General features: G+C 43.3%; 17 protein-coding genes and 1 pseudogene. 2 read left to right on the top strand and 16 right to left on the bottom strand.

Annotated elements, in window-relative coordinates; translation table 11 throughout:
• Positions 1-17 precede the first annotated feature (17 nt).
• The 8 genes and pseudogenes from PAN94_RS08745 to PAN94_RS08710 all read right to left on the bottom strand — a co-directional run bounded on the left by PAN94_RS08745 (position 18) and on the right by PAN94_RS08710 (position 7,830).
• Entirely contained in the window at positions 18-227 is a 210-nt protein-coding gene (locus PAN94_RS08745) for a SymE family type I addiction module toxin (RefSeq protein ID WP_129312471.1), read from the bottom strand.
• 403 nt (positions 228-630) lie between these two features.
• Positions 631-1,225 (bottom strand): annotated as a pseudogene (locus PAN94_RS08740) (type I restriction-modification system subunit M N-terminal domain-containing protein); the annotation flags it as partial.
• Positions 1,226-1,323: 98 nt separating this feature from the next.
• Complete coding sequence (locus tag PAN94_RS08735) at positions 1,324-1,830, bottom strand: methylated-DNA--[protein]-cysteine S-methyltransferase (RefSeq protein WP_061910078.1); 507 nt, start codon at positions 1,828-1,830, stop codon at positions 1,324-1,326.
• 35 nt (positions 1,831-1,865) lie between these two features.
• Positions 1,866-2,723 (bottom strand): VOC family protein, encoded by an 858-nt coding sequence (locus tag PAN94_RS08730; RefSeq protein WP_149555779.1) that lies wholly within the window; start codon positions 2,721-2,723, stop codon positions 1,866-1,868.
• Positions 2,724-2,953: 230 nt separating this feature from the next.
• Positions 2,954-3,403: an Rrf2 family transcriptional regulator gene (locus tag PAN94_RS08725; RefSeq protein WP_285875536.1), complete on the bottom strand. Its 450-nt coding sequence runs from the start codon at positions 3,401-3,403 to the stop codon at positions 2,954-2,956.
• 56 nt (positions 3,404-3,459) lie between these two features.
• Entirely contained in the window at positions 3,460-4,308 is an 849-nt protein-coding gene (locus PAN94_RS08720) for a metallophosphoesterase family protein (RefSeq protein WP_285875534.1), read from the bottom strand.
• Positions 4,309-4,403: 95 nt separating this feature from the next.
• On the bottom strand, positions 4,404-7,127 hold the full coding sequence (locus tag PAN94_RS08715; RefSeq protein WP_285875533.1) for an FtsX-like permease family protein: 2,724 nt from the start codon (positions 7,125-7,127) through the stop codon (positions 4,404-4,406).
• Between the two features lies 1 nt (position 7,128).
• On the bottom strand, positions 7,129-7,830 hold the full coding sequence (locus tag PAN94_RS08710) for an ABC transporter ATP-binding protein (protein ID WP_285875531.1): 702 nt from the start codon (positions 7,828-7,830) through the stop codon (positions 7,129-7,131).
• A 141-nt stretch (positions 7,831-7,971) separates the two neighbouring features.
• On the opposite strand from PAN94_RS08710, the gene PAN94_RS08705 reads away from it, so the two are divergent.
• Positions 7,972-8,535, top strand: a complete 564-nt coding sequence (locus PAN94_RS08705; RefSeq protein WP_285875530.1) for a TetR/AcrR family transcriptional regulator — start codon at positions 7,972-7,974, stop codon at positions 8,533-8,535.
• 129 nt (positions 8,536-8,664) lie between these two features.
• Here the strand turns inward: PAN94_RS08705 and PAN94_RS08700 are convergent, their stop codons facing one another.
• Positions 8,665-9,594, bottom strand: a complete 930-nt coding sequence (locus tag PAN94_RS08700; protein ID WP_285875529.1) for a peptidase U32 family protein — start codon at positions 9,592-9,594, stop codon at positions 8,665-8,667.
• A gap of 129 nt (positions 9,595-9,723) precedes the next feature.
• Between PAN94_RS08700 and PAN94_RS08695 the strand changes: the two genes are divergently transcribed.
• A complete protein-coding gene (locus PAN94_RS08695) occupies positions 9,724-10,014 on the top strand; it encodes a DUF3270 family protein (protein ID WP_285875528.1) in 291 nt (96 codons plus the stop codon).
• A 47-nt stretch (positions 10,015-10,061) separates the two neighbouring features.
• On the opposite strand, the gene PAN94_RS08690 is transcribed toward PAN94_RS08695, so the two are convergent.
• The 7 genes from PAN94_RS08690 to PAN94_RS08660 form a co-directional block, all read right to left on the bottom strand.
• A complete protein-coding gene (locus PAN94_RS08690; protein ID WP_285875526.1) occupies positions 10,062-10,904 on the bottom strand; it encodes a C39 family peptidase in 843 nt (280 codons plus the stop codon).
• A gap of 180 nt (positions 10,905-11,084) precedes the next feature.
• Entirely contained in the window at positions 11,085-11,516 is a 432-nt protein-coding gene (locus PAN94_RS08685; RefSeq protein ID WP_285875525.1) for a YtxH domain-containing protein, read from the bottom strand.
• A 15-nt stretch (positions 11,517-11,531) separates the two neighbouring features.
• Positions 11,532-11,927 carry a DUF948 domain-containing protein gene (locus tag PAN94_RS08680; protein ID WP_285875523.1) on the bottom strand — a complete coding sequence of 132 codons (396 nt, stop codon included), beginning with the start codon at positions 11,925-11,927 and terminating at the stop codon, positions 11,532-11,534.
• A 12-nt stretch (positions 11,928-11,939) separates the two neighbouring features.
• A complete protein-coding gene (lgt, locus tag PAN94_RS08675; protein WP_285875522.1) occupies positions 11,940-12,719 on the bottom strand; it encodes a prolipoprotein diacylglyceryl transferase in 780 nt (259 codons plus the stop codon).
• Positions 12,712-13,647, bottom strand: a complete 936-nt coding sequence (hprK, locus tag PAN94_RS08670; protein WP_285875521.1) for an HPr(Ser) kinase/phosphatase — start codon at positions 13,645-13,647, stop codon at positions 12,712-12,714. The genes lgt and hprK overlap by 8 nt, the downstream gene beginning before the upstream one ends.
• Before the next feature lie 143 nt (positions 13,648-13,790).
• The gene (locus tag PAN94_RS08665) at positions 13,791-14,282 is read right to left on the bottom strand and encodes an NUDIX hydrolase (protein WP_285875520.1); all 492 of its coding nucleotides are present in this window, start codon (positions 14,280-14,282) and stop codon (positions 13,791-13,793) included.
• Positions 14,283-14,423: 141 nt separating this feature from the next.
• Entirely contained in the window at positions 14,424-14,696 is a 273-nt protein-coding gene (locus PAN94_RS08660; protein ID WP_037586216.1) for a PspC domain-containing protein, read from the bottom strand.
• Positions 14,697-14,732: the final 36 nt, after the last annotated feature.

The raw sequence follows: 14,732 nt of genomic DNA, 5'->3' as shown, positions 1-14,732 counted from the left end.
ATACCATAATCACATTATTACTGATGATACGCCACGCCCTCATCAATAACTTCATCCCGGAGTGTAATAACCAAACGACCACCCTCGCACTCTACGTTCAACGGCTCTCCAATGTCAAAGCCCAACTCTTGTAGCCATTTTCCTTGCAGTCTGATTTGAGGAACCATGATATTTCCTGCTCCCGTTGATCCATAAACCTTCATTTCTCTGTTCTTCTTAAAAGCCATTGTAAATACCCCCTTTTACAACTAGCACCAATTGATGCATATAAATTAATAGAATCTGCCTTGTGTGGCGATTTCAGGAAATGGACTCGGACAATTCCACCCTTGAGCATACGGAAACGCCATATTTCAAGCGACCTTCACTTCGCATAGAAATCTATATTGTGTCTTTGGATTTGTGTTTTGATTCGGAAATTGAAACTTGAATATTATGACAATTAGTCAGAACCTTTTAACGATAATTTCCTATCATTAAAAAGAGGTGCAAATTTGATTATAGGATTCGAAGCATTGCTCTGCTGCCTCGCAGGAGAATCGCTCGTAAAAGATAGAATAACGCAGAAAAGCCTTTATTTCAAGCCACTTTTTGACTGAACCAAGGGTTAAATTGTATCAATCCGATAGTGGCGATTTCATAAACACGGCCTCTATAAGGCTTTAATATTTCTACAATCGTTTTTACGATGCTGGTCGGAGTATAAAGTTCACCACCTCGTTTTCCTTCATATGCCGCAAACTGTTCAATACAATATTCATAAGCACGCCCAAGTAAATCTTTTTCATTCTCACCTTCATGCATTTGAATATTAGTAAAAATGTCTACAACTTCCCCTAAAACTCGCTTATCTAAGTCTGGACTGGCATAAATCTGAGGAAGGACATTCTCTAGACTAGGATTATCCTCTTCAATTTCACGCATGGCTTCATCCAAGACTGTGCCAATTTCCGAAGAATGGGCATGACTCGCAATAAATTGCCATCTAGCTATTTCAGGGACAAAGAAAATATTCTCCTCTGAATATGCATCAGGATCATTCTCAAATCCGTCACCGTCTGCAAGTAATTGTTTTTTCTTCAAAAGCATCTGATACATATTTTAAAAAGATTAGACCAACAATAACTTTTCTGTACTCTGACGCTGAAATGTGCCCCCGAAGTGAATCTGCAGCATCCCATAGTTCCTTTTCAAATCCAATATTTGCGTTTGATTTTTTCGCCATTTTATACTCTTTTCCTATTTAATCACATCCATTTTACCATATTTAAAGTAAGTTAAAAAGCACCGAAGGGTGCTTTTTTAGCTTATCAATAGTTTTATTTATCCTGATGTCTTCTCCCCCGCCTCTAGTTTCAACAGGAAGGCTTTTTTATCAAGGCCACCGGCATAGCCGGTCAGTTTGCCGTCGCTTCCGACAATCCGATGACAGGGAATCAAAAGGGAAATGGGATTATGGCCGATGGCACCACCGACTGCTCTAGCAGAGCCAATTTTTCCATACTCAGCCTGCAACTCCCGCAAAATATCAGAATAGGTAGCCGTTTGTCCATAAGGAATCTTCTGCAGCACTGTCAGAACCTTGCTTCTAAACTCAGTCACTTGGGGTGTCAATAGAATCTCATCTGTCGCAGGATTTTCTCCCTTGAAATAAGCATCCAGCCAAACAGAGACGCGTCGGCTGACTTCTGTCTCTCCCTGTTGCGCTTGCTCCAGATCATAGCCTGCCCCAAAATATTTCTGATTCTCCAGCCAAAGCCCCAACAAGGCATTTGCGTCTGTCAAGATAAGAATCCGGCCAATCGGTGATGCATAATAAGTCTTGTACATATTTTTTCTTTCTTTTAACTTCTTGATATGCCTTATTATACCACTCTTGTCTTAACTTTTGCTACAATCCCATCTGGGTCTGTAACTTCTAGCTCCTGAGAGCTAATCCATCGGACTGGCGCCTGCAAGTCCAGAGCATTTTCATAAATAGCTACTAGGTCTTCTTTTCCTTCTACTTGCGCCTCAAAATAGGCTAGTCCTAGTTGCTTAGGTTGGCGATGATTCAAGTGAGAACCCCCCCATTCATTAACCGCTAAATGATGATGATAGTTTCCGGATGCCAGCCAGCTAGCAGAAGGTACAGAAAATTTATCCTCCAAGTCTAGAAGCTTTTGGTAAAAATGACTGGCTGCTCTGCTATTTTTCACAGACAGGTGGACATGGCCCATACGAGTGCCTGCAGCAATACTAAACGGTTGGACTTCCTGACCTAATTCATAGATTTCTTGAGCCGCAAGTGCTTCCGTCACTCCGATAATGTGGCCGTCTTCTCGAATATCCCAATCCTCCTGAGGCTTGTCCCGATAAAGCTCAATGCCATTGCCTTCTGAGTCCTCCAGATAAATGGCTTCACTATAACCGTGGTCCGCCCCTCCAACCATAGGAACTTTATTTTCGGATAAATGCTTCAGGATATCCGCTAAGGCTTGACGGCTTGGAAGCAAAAGTGCCAGATGATAAAGACCGTAAGCCGACTTAACAGACTGCCGGTCACTGGTTGCTAAAAGCCTCACTAGCACTTGTCCGCCCCTGCCCAAAGCCACCTGTCCGTCCTGCTCTTCCAAAAGCTCCAGCCCTAAAACGCGCTGATAAAAATTCTTTTGTCTTGCTAAATCGGCCACATAAAGTGCCACCTCTCCTAGATAAATCTTGCTTTCATATTCAAAAGTCATGTTCTTTCTCCTCTCTTTAATTTTAAAGTTCAGTAGTTTTCCTGCCCAATCTTTCTTTTTATTCCCCAAAACAGAGATAGGTTCCTTGATATAGATTTCCACATCTCCATTTGCTCCGAAGGATTATTCAGATTGTAATTATTTTTATTACAACTATTAGTATAGCACATCTCAATGTAATGTCAATAATTACATCTCGGAATATTATTCACCAAAAAACAACCTGCTTCCTAGGAAACAGATTGTTCTTTAATTTCTTTTTCGGTTGCTGCGACAACTTCGTCAAGTCTGGTCTGAGCCAATTCAGCTTCCATGGCTGCCTGAATAGCCGCCAAACGGTCATCTAAGACATTGTGAATGTTCTTGCCGATAGGACAGTCTGGATTGGGCTTGTCATGAAAGCTAAAAAGCTGGCCGCTCTTGCCCAGACATTCAACGGCACTATAGACGTCCAACAGGCTAATGTCTTTCAAATCTTTGACAATCTCTGCTCCTCCAGTTCCACGAGCAACGGTAATCATCCCGGCATTCTTGAGCTGGGACAGGGTCTTGCGGATAATAACTGGATTGACGCCGACACTGCCAGCAAGGATATCACTTGTCAGTTTTCGTTTTTTCCCCTCCAAAGCCAGGACAATCAGCATATGGGTGGCAATGGTGAAACGGCTAGAAATCTGCATTTTTTCTCCTCCCTCATCATCTTCTCTCACTATTATATATCAAAAATGGTGTAACTTCAAGAGTTACGACTGGACTTTAAGAAAGCTGCAATCTCATCTGCATAGCCTTCCCGCTCACTGATTTCCCGCAGCAGGTCGTGGTTATGGGTATGGTGGATACCATTGACCAAACTCTCCCGATAAATCTCATAGTAAGGCAAGTGGAGCTCCCGCGCCAATCGTAGTTCCTGCTCCACATCATAAGCCACGCGCCGAAGGTCAACATCAGCCAGACCCGTCTCATCAATCTCTAAAATGGCATACTGGGCTCGCAAGTCCTGACGCAAAGCTGAATCTAGAAAGAATGGCTGACCAATAGAACCGGGATTGATAATCAGCTGCCCCTTAGTCCCGTAGCGGAGAAACTGCTGGTGAATATGACCATAAACAGCAACAGCACAGTCATTTCCCTCAAAAAGTCGGTCGAAATCGCTCTGCTCGCCAATATGAATCAGCTCCCGTCCCCAATTCTTATCTGGCAGATGGTGGCTGACCGCAATCTTCAATCCTTCTACTTCTGTCAAGACCTGCAGAGGAAGTTCCTGCATGCGGTCAATCTCTTCAGGCTTGATTTCCTCTAGGACAAAATGGCAGAGCCGGGTCAGGTAGAGATGGCTGGGACGATCCAAATCCAGTTTTTGATGCAAGGCATGCCAGAGGCTGTCTTCCCAATTCCCTCTGACCTGGAGGCTGATGGGCAGCTGCTCCATTCTATCTAGGATATTTCTGCGACCGGTTCCTGGCAGGAGCAAATCCCCCAAAAACCAATAGTCTGTCACCTGCTGGCTTTCCGCATCCGCCAGTACTGCTTCCAAGGCTGTGCTATTTCCATGCACATCGGATAATAAGGCAATTTTTCGTGTCATCGTGTATCTTTCTCTTTCTTTACAAGGAATATTATATCAAAGTTCAAAAAAACTTCCACCCATCAAGTGAGTGAAAGTTTTGAAACGTTTTTTTATCAATCGACAGACTTGAGTGCTTCCAGCATATCCACCCGTCTGAGGCGGTAGTTGACAAAGAAGCCAAGCAAGGTCAGGATAAGAGTCACTGCTGTTAGAGGAAACAGATAGACTGAAGGACTTACTTGAGGGGTTAAGCTGATAATGCTAGGCGCAACCTTCTCAATCAAAAAACGATGCAGGAAGAAACCACCTAGAAGCCCAACTGCCATCCCAATCACTGAAAGAATAATAGTCTCTCGATAGATATAGAGGGTCACTTCCTTATTATGGAAGCCCAAAACCTTGATGGTGGACAGCTCGCGAATCCGCTCGGCCACATTGATATTTGTCAGATTATAGAGAATGACGACTGCTAAAAGAATGGAAATCAGTACCAAAACCAGCATCGTATTATTAAGAGAATCAGCTAGAACATTGAACTGCTTCACCATGCTTGCATTTTGGGAAACACTCTTGACAGACTTGAGGCTCATAAATTCATTGGCCTTATTCACAATATTTTTACTAGAAGAGTCCTTGAGTCGCACTAGATAAGCGTTTTTCTCGGGCTTTTTGCCGTAAATCTTCTGGTAGTCAGTCACCTTCATAAAGGCAAAATGGCCAAAATGATTCTCACTGACTGCTGCGAGCTTGACAGACTTGCCATCCAGTTCTATACGGCCACCGGGGCTAACCCCAGCTATACGGGCCAGTTTATCCGAAACAACTACACCGTCCTTGAGAGTCAGCTTTTGCTGGTTGTCAGGGCTTTCCATATAAATAAAAGGTTCAAAATTTTCCTTGTCCGTAACCATTAAAGTGACTGACTCTGTCTCTTTTTTTCCTTTGTATTTCTCTGTCAAGGTTTCACTGTAGATCTCCTGATAATCAGCAATCGAGTCATCTGCCAGCATCTTTTTCAGATTATCTTGTTCGGCTTGATTCTCCCCAGGATTGACAGCAACAATCAAGTCGTATCGCAGAATCTCCTCAAACTGACGTTTGGGAATACCACCAATAGAAGATTGGAGTCCTAGACCGGCAAAGAGCAGGGCAACCGAACCCGCCACACCAAAGATGGTCATAAACATCCGCTGCTTATAGCGAAAGATATTGCGTGCTGTGACCTTCTGAGTAAAGCTAAGGCGCTGCCAGATAAGGGACAGTCTTTCCAAGAAAATCTTGGAGCCCTTGACTGGTGGCTTGGGCAAAAGCAAGTGAGCTGCTTCCTCTGTCAACTCTCGTCTTGCCACCAAATAGGCAGGGAGAACGCTGGAAAGAAGAGAAAGCCCAAGGGCCAGTAAACTATAGGAAATATAAAAATAAGCATGCGGAGCAGAGAGCACCATCCCTCTGGTAATAATAGAAGAAATCACTCCAGACAAGAAATAATGTCCCAGCAGAATCCCTATGAGGGTACCCAAACTACCCGCTACCAAGCCGTAAAGAGCAAACTTGCGAATGATATCTCGGCTATGATAGCCTAGAGCCTTGAAGACACCTGCATTTGTTCGCTCCTCGTCGACAAAGCGCGTCATAGTGGTAAAGGTCACCATAGCTGCCACCAGATAGAGCACCACTGGGAAAATATTACCAATCGACGCAATACTATTCATGGAGTTTTTATACATATGATAGCCATTCCCACCTGGCAGGGACTTGCGGTCATAACTATGATAGGCCGGCTCTTTCAAACGACTCAGGTCTGCCTTAGCGTCAGCTAGCTTTTCCTTGCTAGCCGATAAGTCTTTCTCTGCCTGTGCTAACTCTGCTTTTTTCTGATTGAGCTGGGACTCAGCTTCCTGAATCTGTTGCTGGCTCTGGCTGAGCTGTGCAGGAGGGAGGATAGAAGCGGCTTGGGCTGCTTCTAGCTGGGGTTTTTGCTGGTCCAGCTGATTCTGAGCCTGCTCTAATTGTTTTTTCCCTTGGGCCAGTTGACTCTCAGCCTGAGCAATCTTATCTTGCCCCTTCTGAATGGTGCTTTTGGCATCTGCCTTTAATCGCTTAAAGCGAGCCGCTCCGTTATCTTCCAGGCTCTTGTCCAAAGCAGTCTGGTGCTGCTCCAAATGCTCCTGATAACTTTCAGAGAAGGGAGCCAGCTTTTCTAAATCATGATAGCGCAGGCGGGCAATACTGTAAACATCTGTATCAAAGGTCTTGGGGCTGACTACAGCATAGGCAGATAAAGCCCCGCTGCCACTAGTCGCATTGCCCAGATTTCTATCAGACCAGAGCTCTGCCGAGTTGACAAAACCCACAATCTTATAGGTCTTGTTTTTCAGAACTGACCGACTGCCTCCTTTCTCGGTCAGATCAATCTCCTGACCAAGCTTATATTTCTTGGACCAAAAGCTAGCCAGGGCAATTTCTTGCTCTTTCTTGGGAAGACGGCCAGAGGTCACTTGAAAGATTGAAATATCTTTAGTATTCGAAAATACTCGGAGGGCCTCCTCGTCCACGGTGACATCTGTCAGATAGCCAAACTCGACATCAGCACCCTTGATAGCTTCCAGCTCTTTCTGATCCGCCTTATCCAATCCATAATCCGCCATAACAGACAAGTCCATGGTTCGCTGCTCTTTCAAGTAATCTGTGGCTGTTCTGCGCATATTGGGTGGAGCGACCTTGAGTCCCACGAGAGCTAAAGAGCCCAGCATCATGAGGATTAAAATAGATAGGAAACGTCCTTTAGAGCTAGTGAAGGAGCGCAGAATATCTTTCCAATAAATCTTTCTCTTCATATCAATACTCCAATGTACTTATATCCTGAGGCTCTTCATTGACTGTAACACTCTTAACTCTCGCGTCGTGCATGCGAATAACCCGGTCAGCAATGGGAGCCAAGGCAGCATTGTGGGTCACGATAATCACCGTTGCTCCTTGATTGCGGGACATATCCTGTAAGATTTGCAGCACTTGCTTGCCAGTATTGTAGTCCAGAGCCCCTGTCGGCTCATCGCAGAGTAAAATCTTGGGATTTTTGGCCACAGCCCTAGCAATGGACACCCTCTGTTGCTCCCCACCTGACAACTGCGCTGGAAAACTATTGAGGCGCTTTCCCAGACCCACTGCTATCAGTGCTGCCACTGGATCTTGAGCATCCTTGACAATTTCAGAAGCCAATTCGACATTTTCCTTGGCCGTCAGGTTGGGCACCAAATTGTAAAACTGAAAGACGAAGCCCACATCATTGCGGCGATAGTCCGTCAGCTGATGGGAATTGTAGGCAGCAATATTCTGACCGTCTATCAGAATGTCTCCCTCATCATTGGTATCCATACCTCCGAGGATATTGAGCACCGTAGACTTGCCTGCACCAGAGGCACCCAGGATAATAACCAGTTCCCCCTTTTCAATCTCAAAAGAAATATCGTTATTAGCGACAATTTCTGCCTCACCTACCTGATAACGTTTAAAGCTATGTTTCATTTCAATATAAGCCATATCGCTTCTCTCCTTTTCAAACCCCATCTCCTTAAATCGACAAGGTGTTGATTCTAAATCACAGATATTATATAATGAGCTTAGATAAAAAGCAATAACCAAAAATCAACAAAGTGTTGATTTAAGTAAAAAGGAAGAAAAATGGTCCAGAAACGAAAAACTAGTACCAAGGAAGACATCAAAGAAGCCTTGATTCAGCTACTATCAGAGGAAAGGTTTAATACTATCTCCATCAGCAAACTCTGCAAGCGGGCAGGGATTAATCGCGGCACCTTCTACCTCCACTACCAAGATAAGTATCAGATGATTGATAGCCTCAAAAGCGACATCATTTCTCAACTTTATAGTTATAGTCTTTTTGAAGAAGAAGGCGAATATTCCAAACAGTTCATGATAGCCAAATTTCATATACTGCGTGCTAATGAACGTCTGATCAATGCCCTGACTAGAAGCCATTATATTGACTTTCGCGGAGCTATTCGTGAATTCATAACCAGTATCATTCTGAGCGACAAGCAAGAAGCTGCTACCCAGCGTTTTTTAGAGGAGAACTTCCATATCCCTCAGAAATACGCCTTGGAAATCTTCCTATCCAGTGTTGAGGGGATTATTTCTCTTTGGATAGCCGGCGGAGCTCAAGAAGAGCCTGAAGAAATTACGCAAATGATCCTAACTACCTACAATTATGATTATTGGAAATCATAACCAGCACTCCATTTTTATAGATGAAAACTCAAAAAGGCGCAGATTCATCTGTGCCTTTTCTTAAAACGTTTCTGGTGAGCAAATAGCTTTTTGGTGATGCCCACTTAGATAAAGGCAGCAAAATCCTGTCTATTTCACCATGTCTGGGTCGTAATCATAAAATCCTGTATCGAGGAAACGATTCTTCGGATGCAATTTGTGAAGCAGCTCATCTAACAAGAAAGCTTGGTCATGACTAAATTCACCTTTTTCAATCAAGTCCCTCGCCTGAACAAAAAGCTTAGCAATCTCAACAAAATTCTGACCAGGAGTGTAGAGCCCTTCCAACTTCCAATGCGTAAAGCCGTGGTCAACCAATTCTGTCAGCTTGGTCATCAAGTCCAAGTCATTATTGGCGAAAATGTGCGTCCCGTGGTCGTCCTCAAAAATCGAATAATGGCTCTGAGGGTCACTTGGCTCAGCAAGAAAGAGGTCTCTCTCTCTTGATTTTTCATCATCAATGTGTGTAAAGTTATAGTAATTTTGCAAAAGCGGACGTTTAGAGTGGTGGATAACGCTCGCACCATAAACTAGGACTTCGGCTGGAATTTCAAGGATTTCCGGCATTTTAAAGAGTTCTGCCGATGGAATTTCCCGCGCCAAAACAGCTTCCGATACACCAGCATTCTTGCCCCAAAAATTAATCTGGCGACTGCTGGTAACCATGGTCGAAGCATCATAAATCGTTTTTAGCTTATAGCCATCCCGCTGCAAAACGTAGAATACACCTGCATCACCGACGGTGATATAATCTACCTCAATCTCCTGAAGAAAATCCAAATAAGGCTTGATCTGATCCATCATGTCCTGATGCATCAAAGCATTGACAGCAACGGTCATTTCTTTTCCTGCCTGATGAACCATTCGAGAAATCCGATTTAATTCGTCGTAGGTGAAATTATGCGGCAAACGAAGGCCGTATTTTTTCTCACCGACATAAATACGATCCACACCTGCTTCCAATAAAGCTTGAACTTGTTCTATACTTTCAGCTGTCGCTGTAATGATTATCTTTTTCATATCATTATTATACCAAAAAAATAGGAATTATGATTTCTTAATTCGATTTTATTCGTTTTGTAACTATCTTGTAACATACCTAATAGTAGAAACATGATAGAATGATAAGGTACTATTAGGAGAGAGATTATGGCAGTAAGAGATTTTAAACAGTTTGAATCAGCGCCCCTGCATGATTCGACAGAGCAAAGCAAGGAAGTTTCCTATCAAGAATACCTGCCCCAAGCAGAATCAGCATCACAATTACGTGAGCTATTTTTCTTTATAAATATCGCTTTATTCTGTATTTTGACAGTCTTTTTTAGCTTTATCTTCTTATCTGCAAAAATAAGTACCTTCCTATCCTTTACACTTGCTGTAGTCCTGAGTCTCATGGTTATTCAAGGCTACCGTACTGTTCGGAGAAAGAGACACCGTTAATTCACGAATTAAATCAAACGAGATCAAAAGATCTCGTTTTTCTTTTTTTACCAAGCGTAATTTGGTTCCTGACAAGCACACATAGCTGCCAATAATTCTTCTGGAGTCACCTTTTTCAGCCCTCCATAGACTGGATCCTGAACGGTATAGGATGGATCAATGTAATAAACTGCAAGGACATCACTGCCGTCTGCTGATAATTCATAGCCCGTCCCCACAACATTGTGTTCACCCTTGTGCCCTGGGTAGATGGAGGCATTATCAATCGTATAGTAGAGCGGATAGCCATCATCAATATTCTTGCGAAGGCGCTCCTTAAAGAACCGCATATCTTCAGAATTCGAGGCACTGCTAGTCACTGTCGCAAGATGGTAGTCCGCTTGGCCTGCCGGCACTTCCGCATAACCAAATAAATATTGATTTAAGACACGGATAGCATTGACATTATGGGTACCGAAAGTCTCATCGGTGCCCATCGCTCGTGCCAATTCTTCCTGACTAGCCTGGACGCCCCTGTAAGCTAGAATAATACTGACAGAGGTCGGTGCGCAAGTATTCCAAGCTCGCTGAATCTGCATAGGGACTTCCAGACGTTTTCTGATAGAAGAAGGCGCTTCTTTACTAGAAGGCTGTGTATCCTCTTCTCTGACCTTTTCAGTTGTCTGACTGGAGCTTTCCGACTCCGCAGAAGCGGAACTCTGGCTAGGGCTGGTTTGATTAGTACTGGCTTGACTACTACTATCTGCTTTCGAGCTAGCTTGACTCGCGCTCGAAGCTTTAGAAGAAGAGTCAGAGCTTTTAGACCGAGGGGACTCTGAAGCTTTCTGCCGAGAACAGGCTAATAAGCAGCAGCCCAGACCTAGCAAGGCAAGTATTTTTAAATTTTTCATACCAACACCCCCTTTTATTTATATAATAACGCTTTCTTTTCTGAAAATCAAGTTGGCTAAGGGGAAACTAAATAGTAGTAATTTTTGCTTCCTATACCACTGCGACAAAGGTGCAATTCTAATAAAAAACGAGGCTAGGACTCTTTTGTCCCAGCCTCAACTTGTATATCCAGTTTGAACTTACTTATCTTCTAAATCAATGATGATTTCTTCTGAAGAGGCTTTTTCTCCTTCTTCCACCACGATATCAGAAATTTCTTCTTCAAGAATTTCCTCTTCTTTTTCAAACTTTTCTTTGATTTCTTGGAATTTATCCTGCGAATAGTCTACTACTGACTTGGTCGTATCCTTGACAGACTCCAATACTGTTTCAGCTGTAATTTCGCCATTTTCAACCTTTTCCTTGGTTTGGTTGATGGCCTTGACAGCCTGATCTGAAAAATCCTTTACTGATTGGACAACTGCTTCGTGAGTCTTGTCTGGATCTTCCCGATAGTCTACAACAAAGTCTTGAACTTTTTCAGTGATTTCTTTACCTTTTTTGCTAGTTATAAAGTACGCTGCAGCTGCACCAGACACAGCACCTAATAAAAGTGATGAAATTTTTCCCATAATAAACCTACTTTCTTATTTTTTAAATAATTTGCCAACAAAACGAAGGGCCGTTAGACCTGCTGTTGTTTTGGCTGTCGTGCTTCCTGCTGCGACTGCCTTTTTTCCTAAAACACGCGCCTGATCATTTAAATCAGAGACTGATTCGGATAGGTCTGCCACCGCATTGAAAAGCGGATCAATCGTTGCTACTTTGTGGTTGATATCATCTGTCAACACATTGACTTTGGCAATCAAATCATTGGTTTGATGCAGGGTGATATTGACATCAGAAGTCAAAACTTTGATAGTATTTTCTGTCTCATCCAGCATTTTTGCAGCCTTATCACCGAGAGTTTTGACGGTGATGGTCATATAGATTAGAAAAACAATCAAAGCGACAGCAACTAAAGTATAAGCAATTTCAAGCATAGTATTCTCCTCTCACTCTTGATAATAGGGGGCTTGTTTTTTTCTTTGGTAAATCATAATGCCGATGCCGAGTAAAATCAGGGCTGCAGACAGCCACTGAGATATACGAACACCCAAGAACATGAGACTATCAGTCCGCATACCCTCAATAATCATCCGGCCAAAGCCGTACCAAATCAGGTAAAAGGCTGCCAATTCTCCCTGACGGAAGAATTTAGGGCGGCGTCGTAAAATCAGCAATAGGGCAAAGCCAAGTAAATTCCAAAGGGATTCGTATAAGAAGGTTGGCTGGCGATAAGCACCATCTATGTACATATTGTTACGGATGAAGGACGGCAGATAATTAAGATTTTTGACCACTGCTCCATAGGCTTCTTGGTTAAAGAAATTGCCCCAACGGCCAATGCTTTGAGCAATCAAGACGCTAGGCGCTGCAATATCCAAGAAATCAACAGGATTGATCAGCCTTCTCTGTGAAAAGAAATAGAGGACAAGGGCACCGGTGATCAAACCACCGTAAATGGCTAAACCACCATTCCAAATCTGAAAAATCTCAATCAGAGAGTGCTTGCCATAATAAGACCATTCAAAAATCACATAGTAGAGCCGCGCTCCAAGGATGGCCAAGGGAAAGGCAATCAGAATGAAATCAAGAATATCATCTGGAATCATCTTCTTGCGTGGCGCTTCCTTCATGGCTAAGTAAACGGCTAAAATCAAGCCAGTGACAATGCAAATCGCATACCAACGAATACTAAAGGGACCGACTGAAAAAGCTACTGGATCAAGCATCTTTCACCTCATTCTGGCTAATCAGATTAGTCAGTCGTTCTTCAAAAATCTTGGTGGCATCAAAGCCCATCTCCTTAGCCCGATAGTTCATAGCTGCGGCTTCGATCACCACAGAGATGTTGCGTCCTGTCTTAACTGGGATGCGGATCCGAGGAATTCTGACACCGGAAACTTCCAGTTCTTCTGCATTATTGCCTAGACGGTCAAAGGTCTTATTGGTATCATAATTTTCCAGATAGACGGCAATCTGTACCTGTGAAGAATCCTTAACCGCACTAGCTCCGTAAAGGCTCATCACATCAATAATGCCGACACCACGAATTTCCAAGAGATGACGAAGAATCTCAGCAGGCTCTCCCCAGAGGGTCATTTCATCCTTGGCAAAAATATCGACCCGGTCATCCGCCACTAAACGATGGCCACGCTTGACTAAATCAAGACCAGTTTCACTTTTACCAATACCGCTGTCCCCTTGAATCAGCACTCCCATCCCGTAGATGTCCATCAATACGCCATGGACACTGGTTCTGACCGCCAAACGCGAGTCAAGGAAGCTAGAAATTTCTCCTGATAGACGACTGGTTGATGTACGGCTGCTCAGAATAGCGATTTGCTTTTCCTCCGCTGCTCGCTGCATTTCTTCAGGAATCTCCAAATCGCGTGCCACAATGACAACTGGCGTTTCTGGTTGAAACATTTTCAGAAGGACTTGATGACGGTTGTGGGATGTCATCTTCATCAGATAAGACCACTCCTTCATCCCAATCAGCTGAATCCGTTCTGGTGTGTAGTAGTCAAAATAGCCGGTCATTTCAAGACCCGGCCGCGCAATATCCGATGTCGAAATCTCCTTTTCTAAGAGGTCATCACTGCCGTAAACGATACGTAAACGGACTTTTTCAATCAAATCTTTGACCTTTACAGACATTCCCTGCTCCCTTCAAATTTATCTTTCTCTATTATAGCAAATTTTTACCCTAAAAGAGTTTTTAAGATTGGAAATTAAGCAGGATTTTTCCCTAGATGCTTGTGAAAACATCTGCCAGCCAGTAAAAAGGTCAGTCAAAACAACTAGCCTATCCACCTTTGGAGAATTTTTTTCTGATTTTGAAAGCAAGGATGGCTCTCGATAAAGGCTGGAATTTCTCTTAGAGGCAGCCAGACATGAGCATCAGTTTCGCCTGCCTGATAGCGAACTTGGCTCTTGTCTCCAGACACCACCGCTTCATAGAAATCAAAGTGGCACTGGTCTTCGACAGAGCACACCTGCTCCAACAGTCTGATACTGTCGGGAACCAGACCCGTTTCTTCTTCTAGTTCCCGGAGGGCGGCTGTCTGACTATCCTCTCCTGCCAATACACTACCTCCCGCTCCAAACTCATAGTAGCCAGGATAGAGACTTTTATTTACTGACCGTCGCATACAGAGAATATCGCCATCCTGATGGCGAACCAAGACATTGACACAGAGATGAAACTGTCCTTCAGGAATTTCATCTCCTCGAACCAGGAGATGCGGGAGTTGATTTCGATTTAAGTCATAAGCATTCCAAACTTCTGTCATATTTCCTCCTTGGATAAAGTCATTCATCTTTCGGTAGCAGTTTCCAGATTCCGTCAGCTGCGCTTCCCTAGATTCTCTCTTTTCGTTTCTTCTACATCTAGCAAAAATTCGGGAATACTCCCGAATCTTATATTTGTTATTTTACCAAAACCAACCATCATTGTCATTGATTGGCTCGGCATCTTTCATTTTGCGAGGGCCCGTTCCATACATTTCCGCTTCCACATCTTCCTTGTAAGGCATCACGACAGCCAACAAAATATAAATCAAAATGCCTAAGCCAAAATTGGAAACTGTAAAGATGATGAATAAAAAGCGTAACAAGCCAAGATCAAAATTAAATTTATCAGCCAATCCTGACAAAACCCCTGAAATCACTCGGTTTCTTCTTAATTTATAAAACTTAGTTTTCATGATGATGACCTCAACTCTCATTCTTTCCTTCATTTT

The organism is Streptococcus sp. SC1, from assembly GCF_030272855.1.
Taxonomy (GTDB): domain Bacteria; phylum Bacillota; class Bacilli; order Lactobacillales; family Streptococcaceae; genus Streptococcus.
Note: the sequence above shows the minus strand (reverse complement) of the source record. Positions and strands in the feature narration are given on the sequence as shown.

What these genes read in the sequence shown, in the direction of transcription:
- PAN94_RS08745 (WP_129312471.1), bottom strand. Translation starts at nt 227, where the DNA reads ATGGCTTTTAAGAAGAACAGAGAAATGAAGGTTTATGGATCAACGGGA.
- PAN94_RS08735 (WP_061910078.1), bottom strand. Translation starts at nt 1,830, where the DNA reads ATGTACAAGACTTATTATGCATCACCGATTGGCCGGATTCTTATCTTG.
- PAN94_RS08730 (WP_149555779.1), bottom strand. Translation starts at nt 2,723, where the DNA reads ATGACTTTTGAATATGAAAGCAAGATTTATCTAGGAGAGGTGGCACTT.
- PAN94_RS08725 (WP_285875536.1), bottom strand. Translation starts at nt 3,403, where the DNA reads ATGCAGATTTCTAGCCGTTTCACCATTGCCACCCATATGCTGATTGTC.
- PAN94_RS08720 (WP_285875534.1), bottom strand. Translation starts at nt 4,308, where the DNA reads ATGACACGAAAAATTGCCTTATTATCCGATGTGCATGGAAATAGCACA.
- PAN94_RS08715 (WP_285875533.1), bottom strand. Translation starts at nt 7,127, where the DNA reads ATGAAGAGAAAGATTTATTGGAAAGATATTCTGCGCTCCTTCACTAGC.
- PAN94_RS08710 (WP_285875531.1), bottom strand. Translation starts at nt 7,830, where the DNA reads ATGGCTTATATTGAAATGAAACATAGCTTTAAACGTTATCAGGTAGGT.
- PAN94_RS08705 (WP_285875530.1), top strand. Translation starts at nt 7,972, where the DNA reads ATGGTCCAGAAACGAAAAACTAGTACCAAGGAAGACATCAAAGAAGCC.
- PAN94_RS08700 (WP_285875529.1), bottom strand. Translation starts at nt 9,594, where the DNA reads ATGAAAAAGATAATCATTACAGCGACAGCTGAAAGTATAGAACAAGTT.
- PAN94_RS08695 (WP_285875528.1), top strand. Translation starts at nt 9,724, where the DNA reads ATGGCAGTAAGAGATTTTAAACAGTTTGAATCAGCGCCCCTGCATGAT.
- PAN94_RS08690 (WP_285875526.1), bottom strand. Translation starts at nt 10,904, where the DNA reads ATGAAAAATTTAAAAATACTTGCCTTGCTAGGTCTGGGCTGCTGCTTA.
- PAN94_RS08685 (WP_285875525.1), bottom strand. Translation starts at nt 11,516, where the DNA reads ATGGGAAAAATTTCATCACTTTTATTAGGTGCTGTGTCTGGTGCAGCT.
- PAN94_RS08680 (WP_285875523.1), bottom strand. Translation starts at nt 11,927, where the DNA reads ATGCTTGAAATTGCTTATACTTTAGTTGCTGTCGCTTTGATTGTTTTT.
- lgt (WP_285875522.1), bottom strand. Translation starts at nt 12,719, where the DNA reads ATGCTTGATCCAGTAGCTTTTTCAGTCGGTCCCTTTAGTATTCGTTGG.
- hprK (WP_285875521.1), bottom strand. Translation starts at nt 13,647, where the DNA reads ATGTCTGTAAAGGTCAAAGATTTGATTGAAAAAGTCCGTTTACGTATC.
- PAN94_RS08665 (WP_285875520.1), bottom strand. Translation starts at nt 14,282, where the DNA reads ATGACAGAAGTTTGGAATGCTTATGACTTAAATCGAAATCAACTCCCG.
- PAN94_RS08660 (WP_037586216.1), bottom strand. Translation starts at nt 14,696, where the DNA reads ATGAAAACTAAGTTTTATAAATTAAGAAGAAACCGAGTGATTTCAGGG.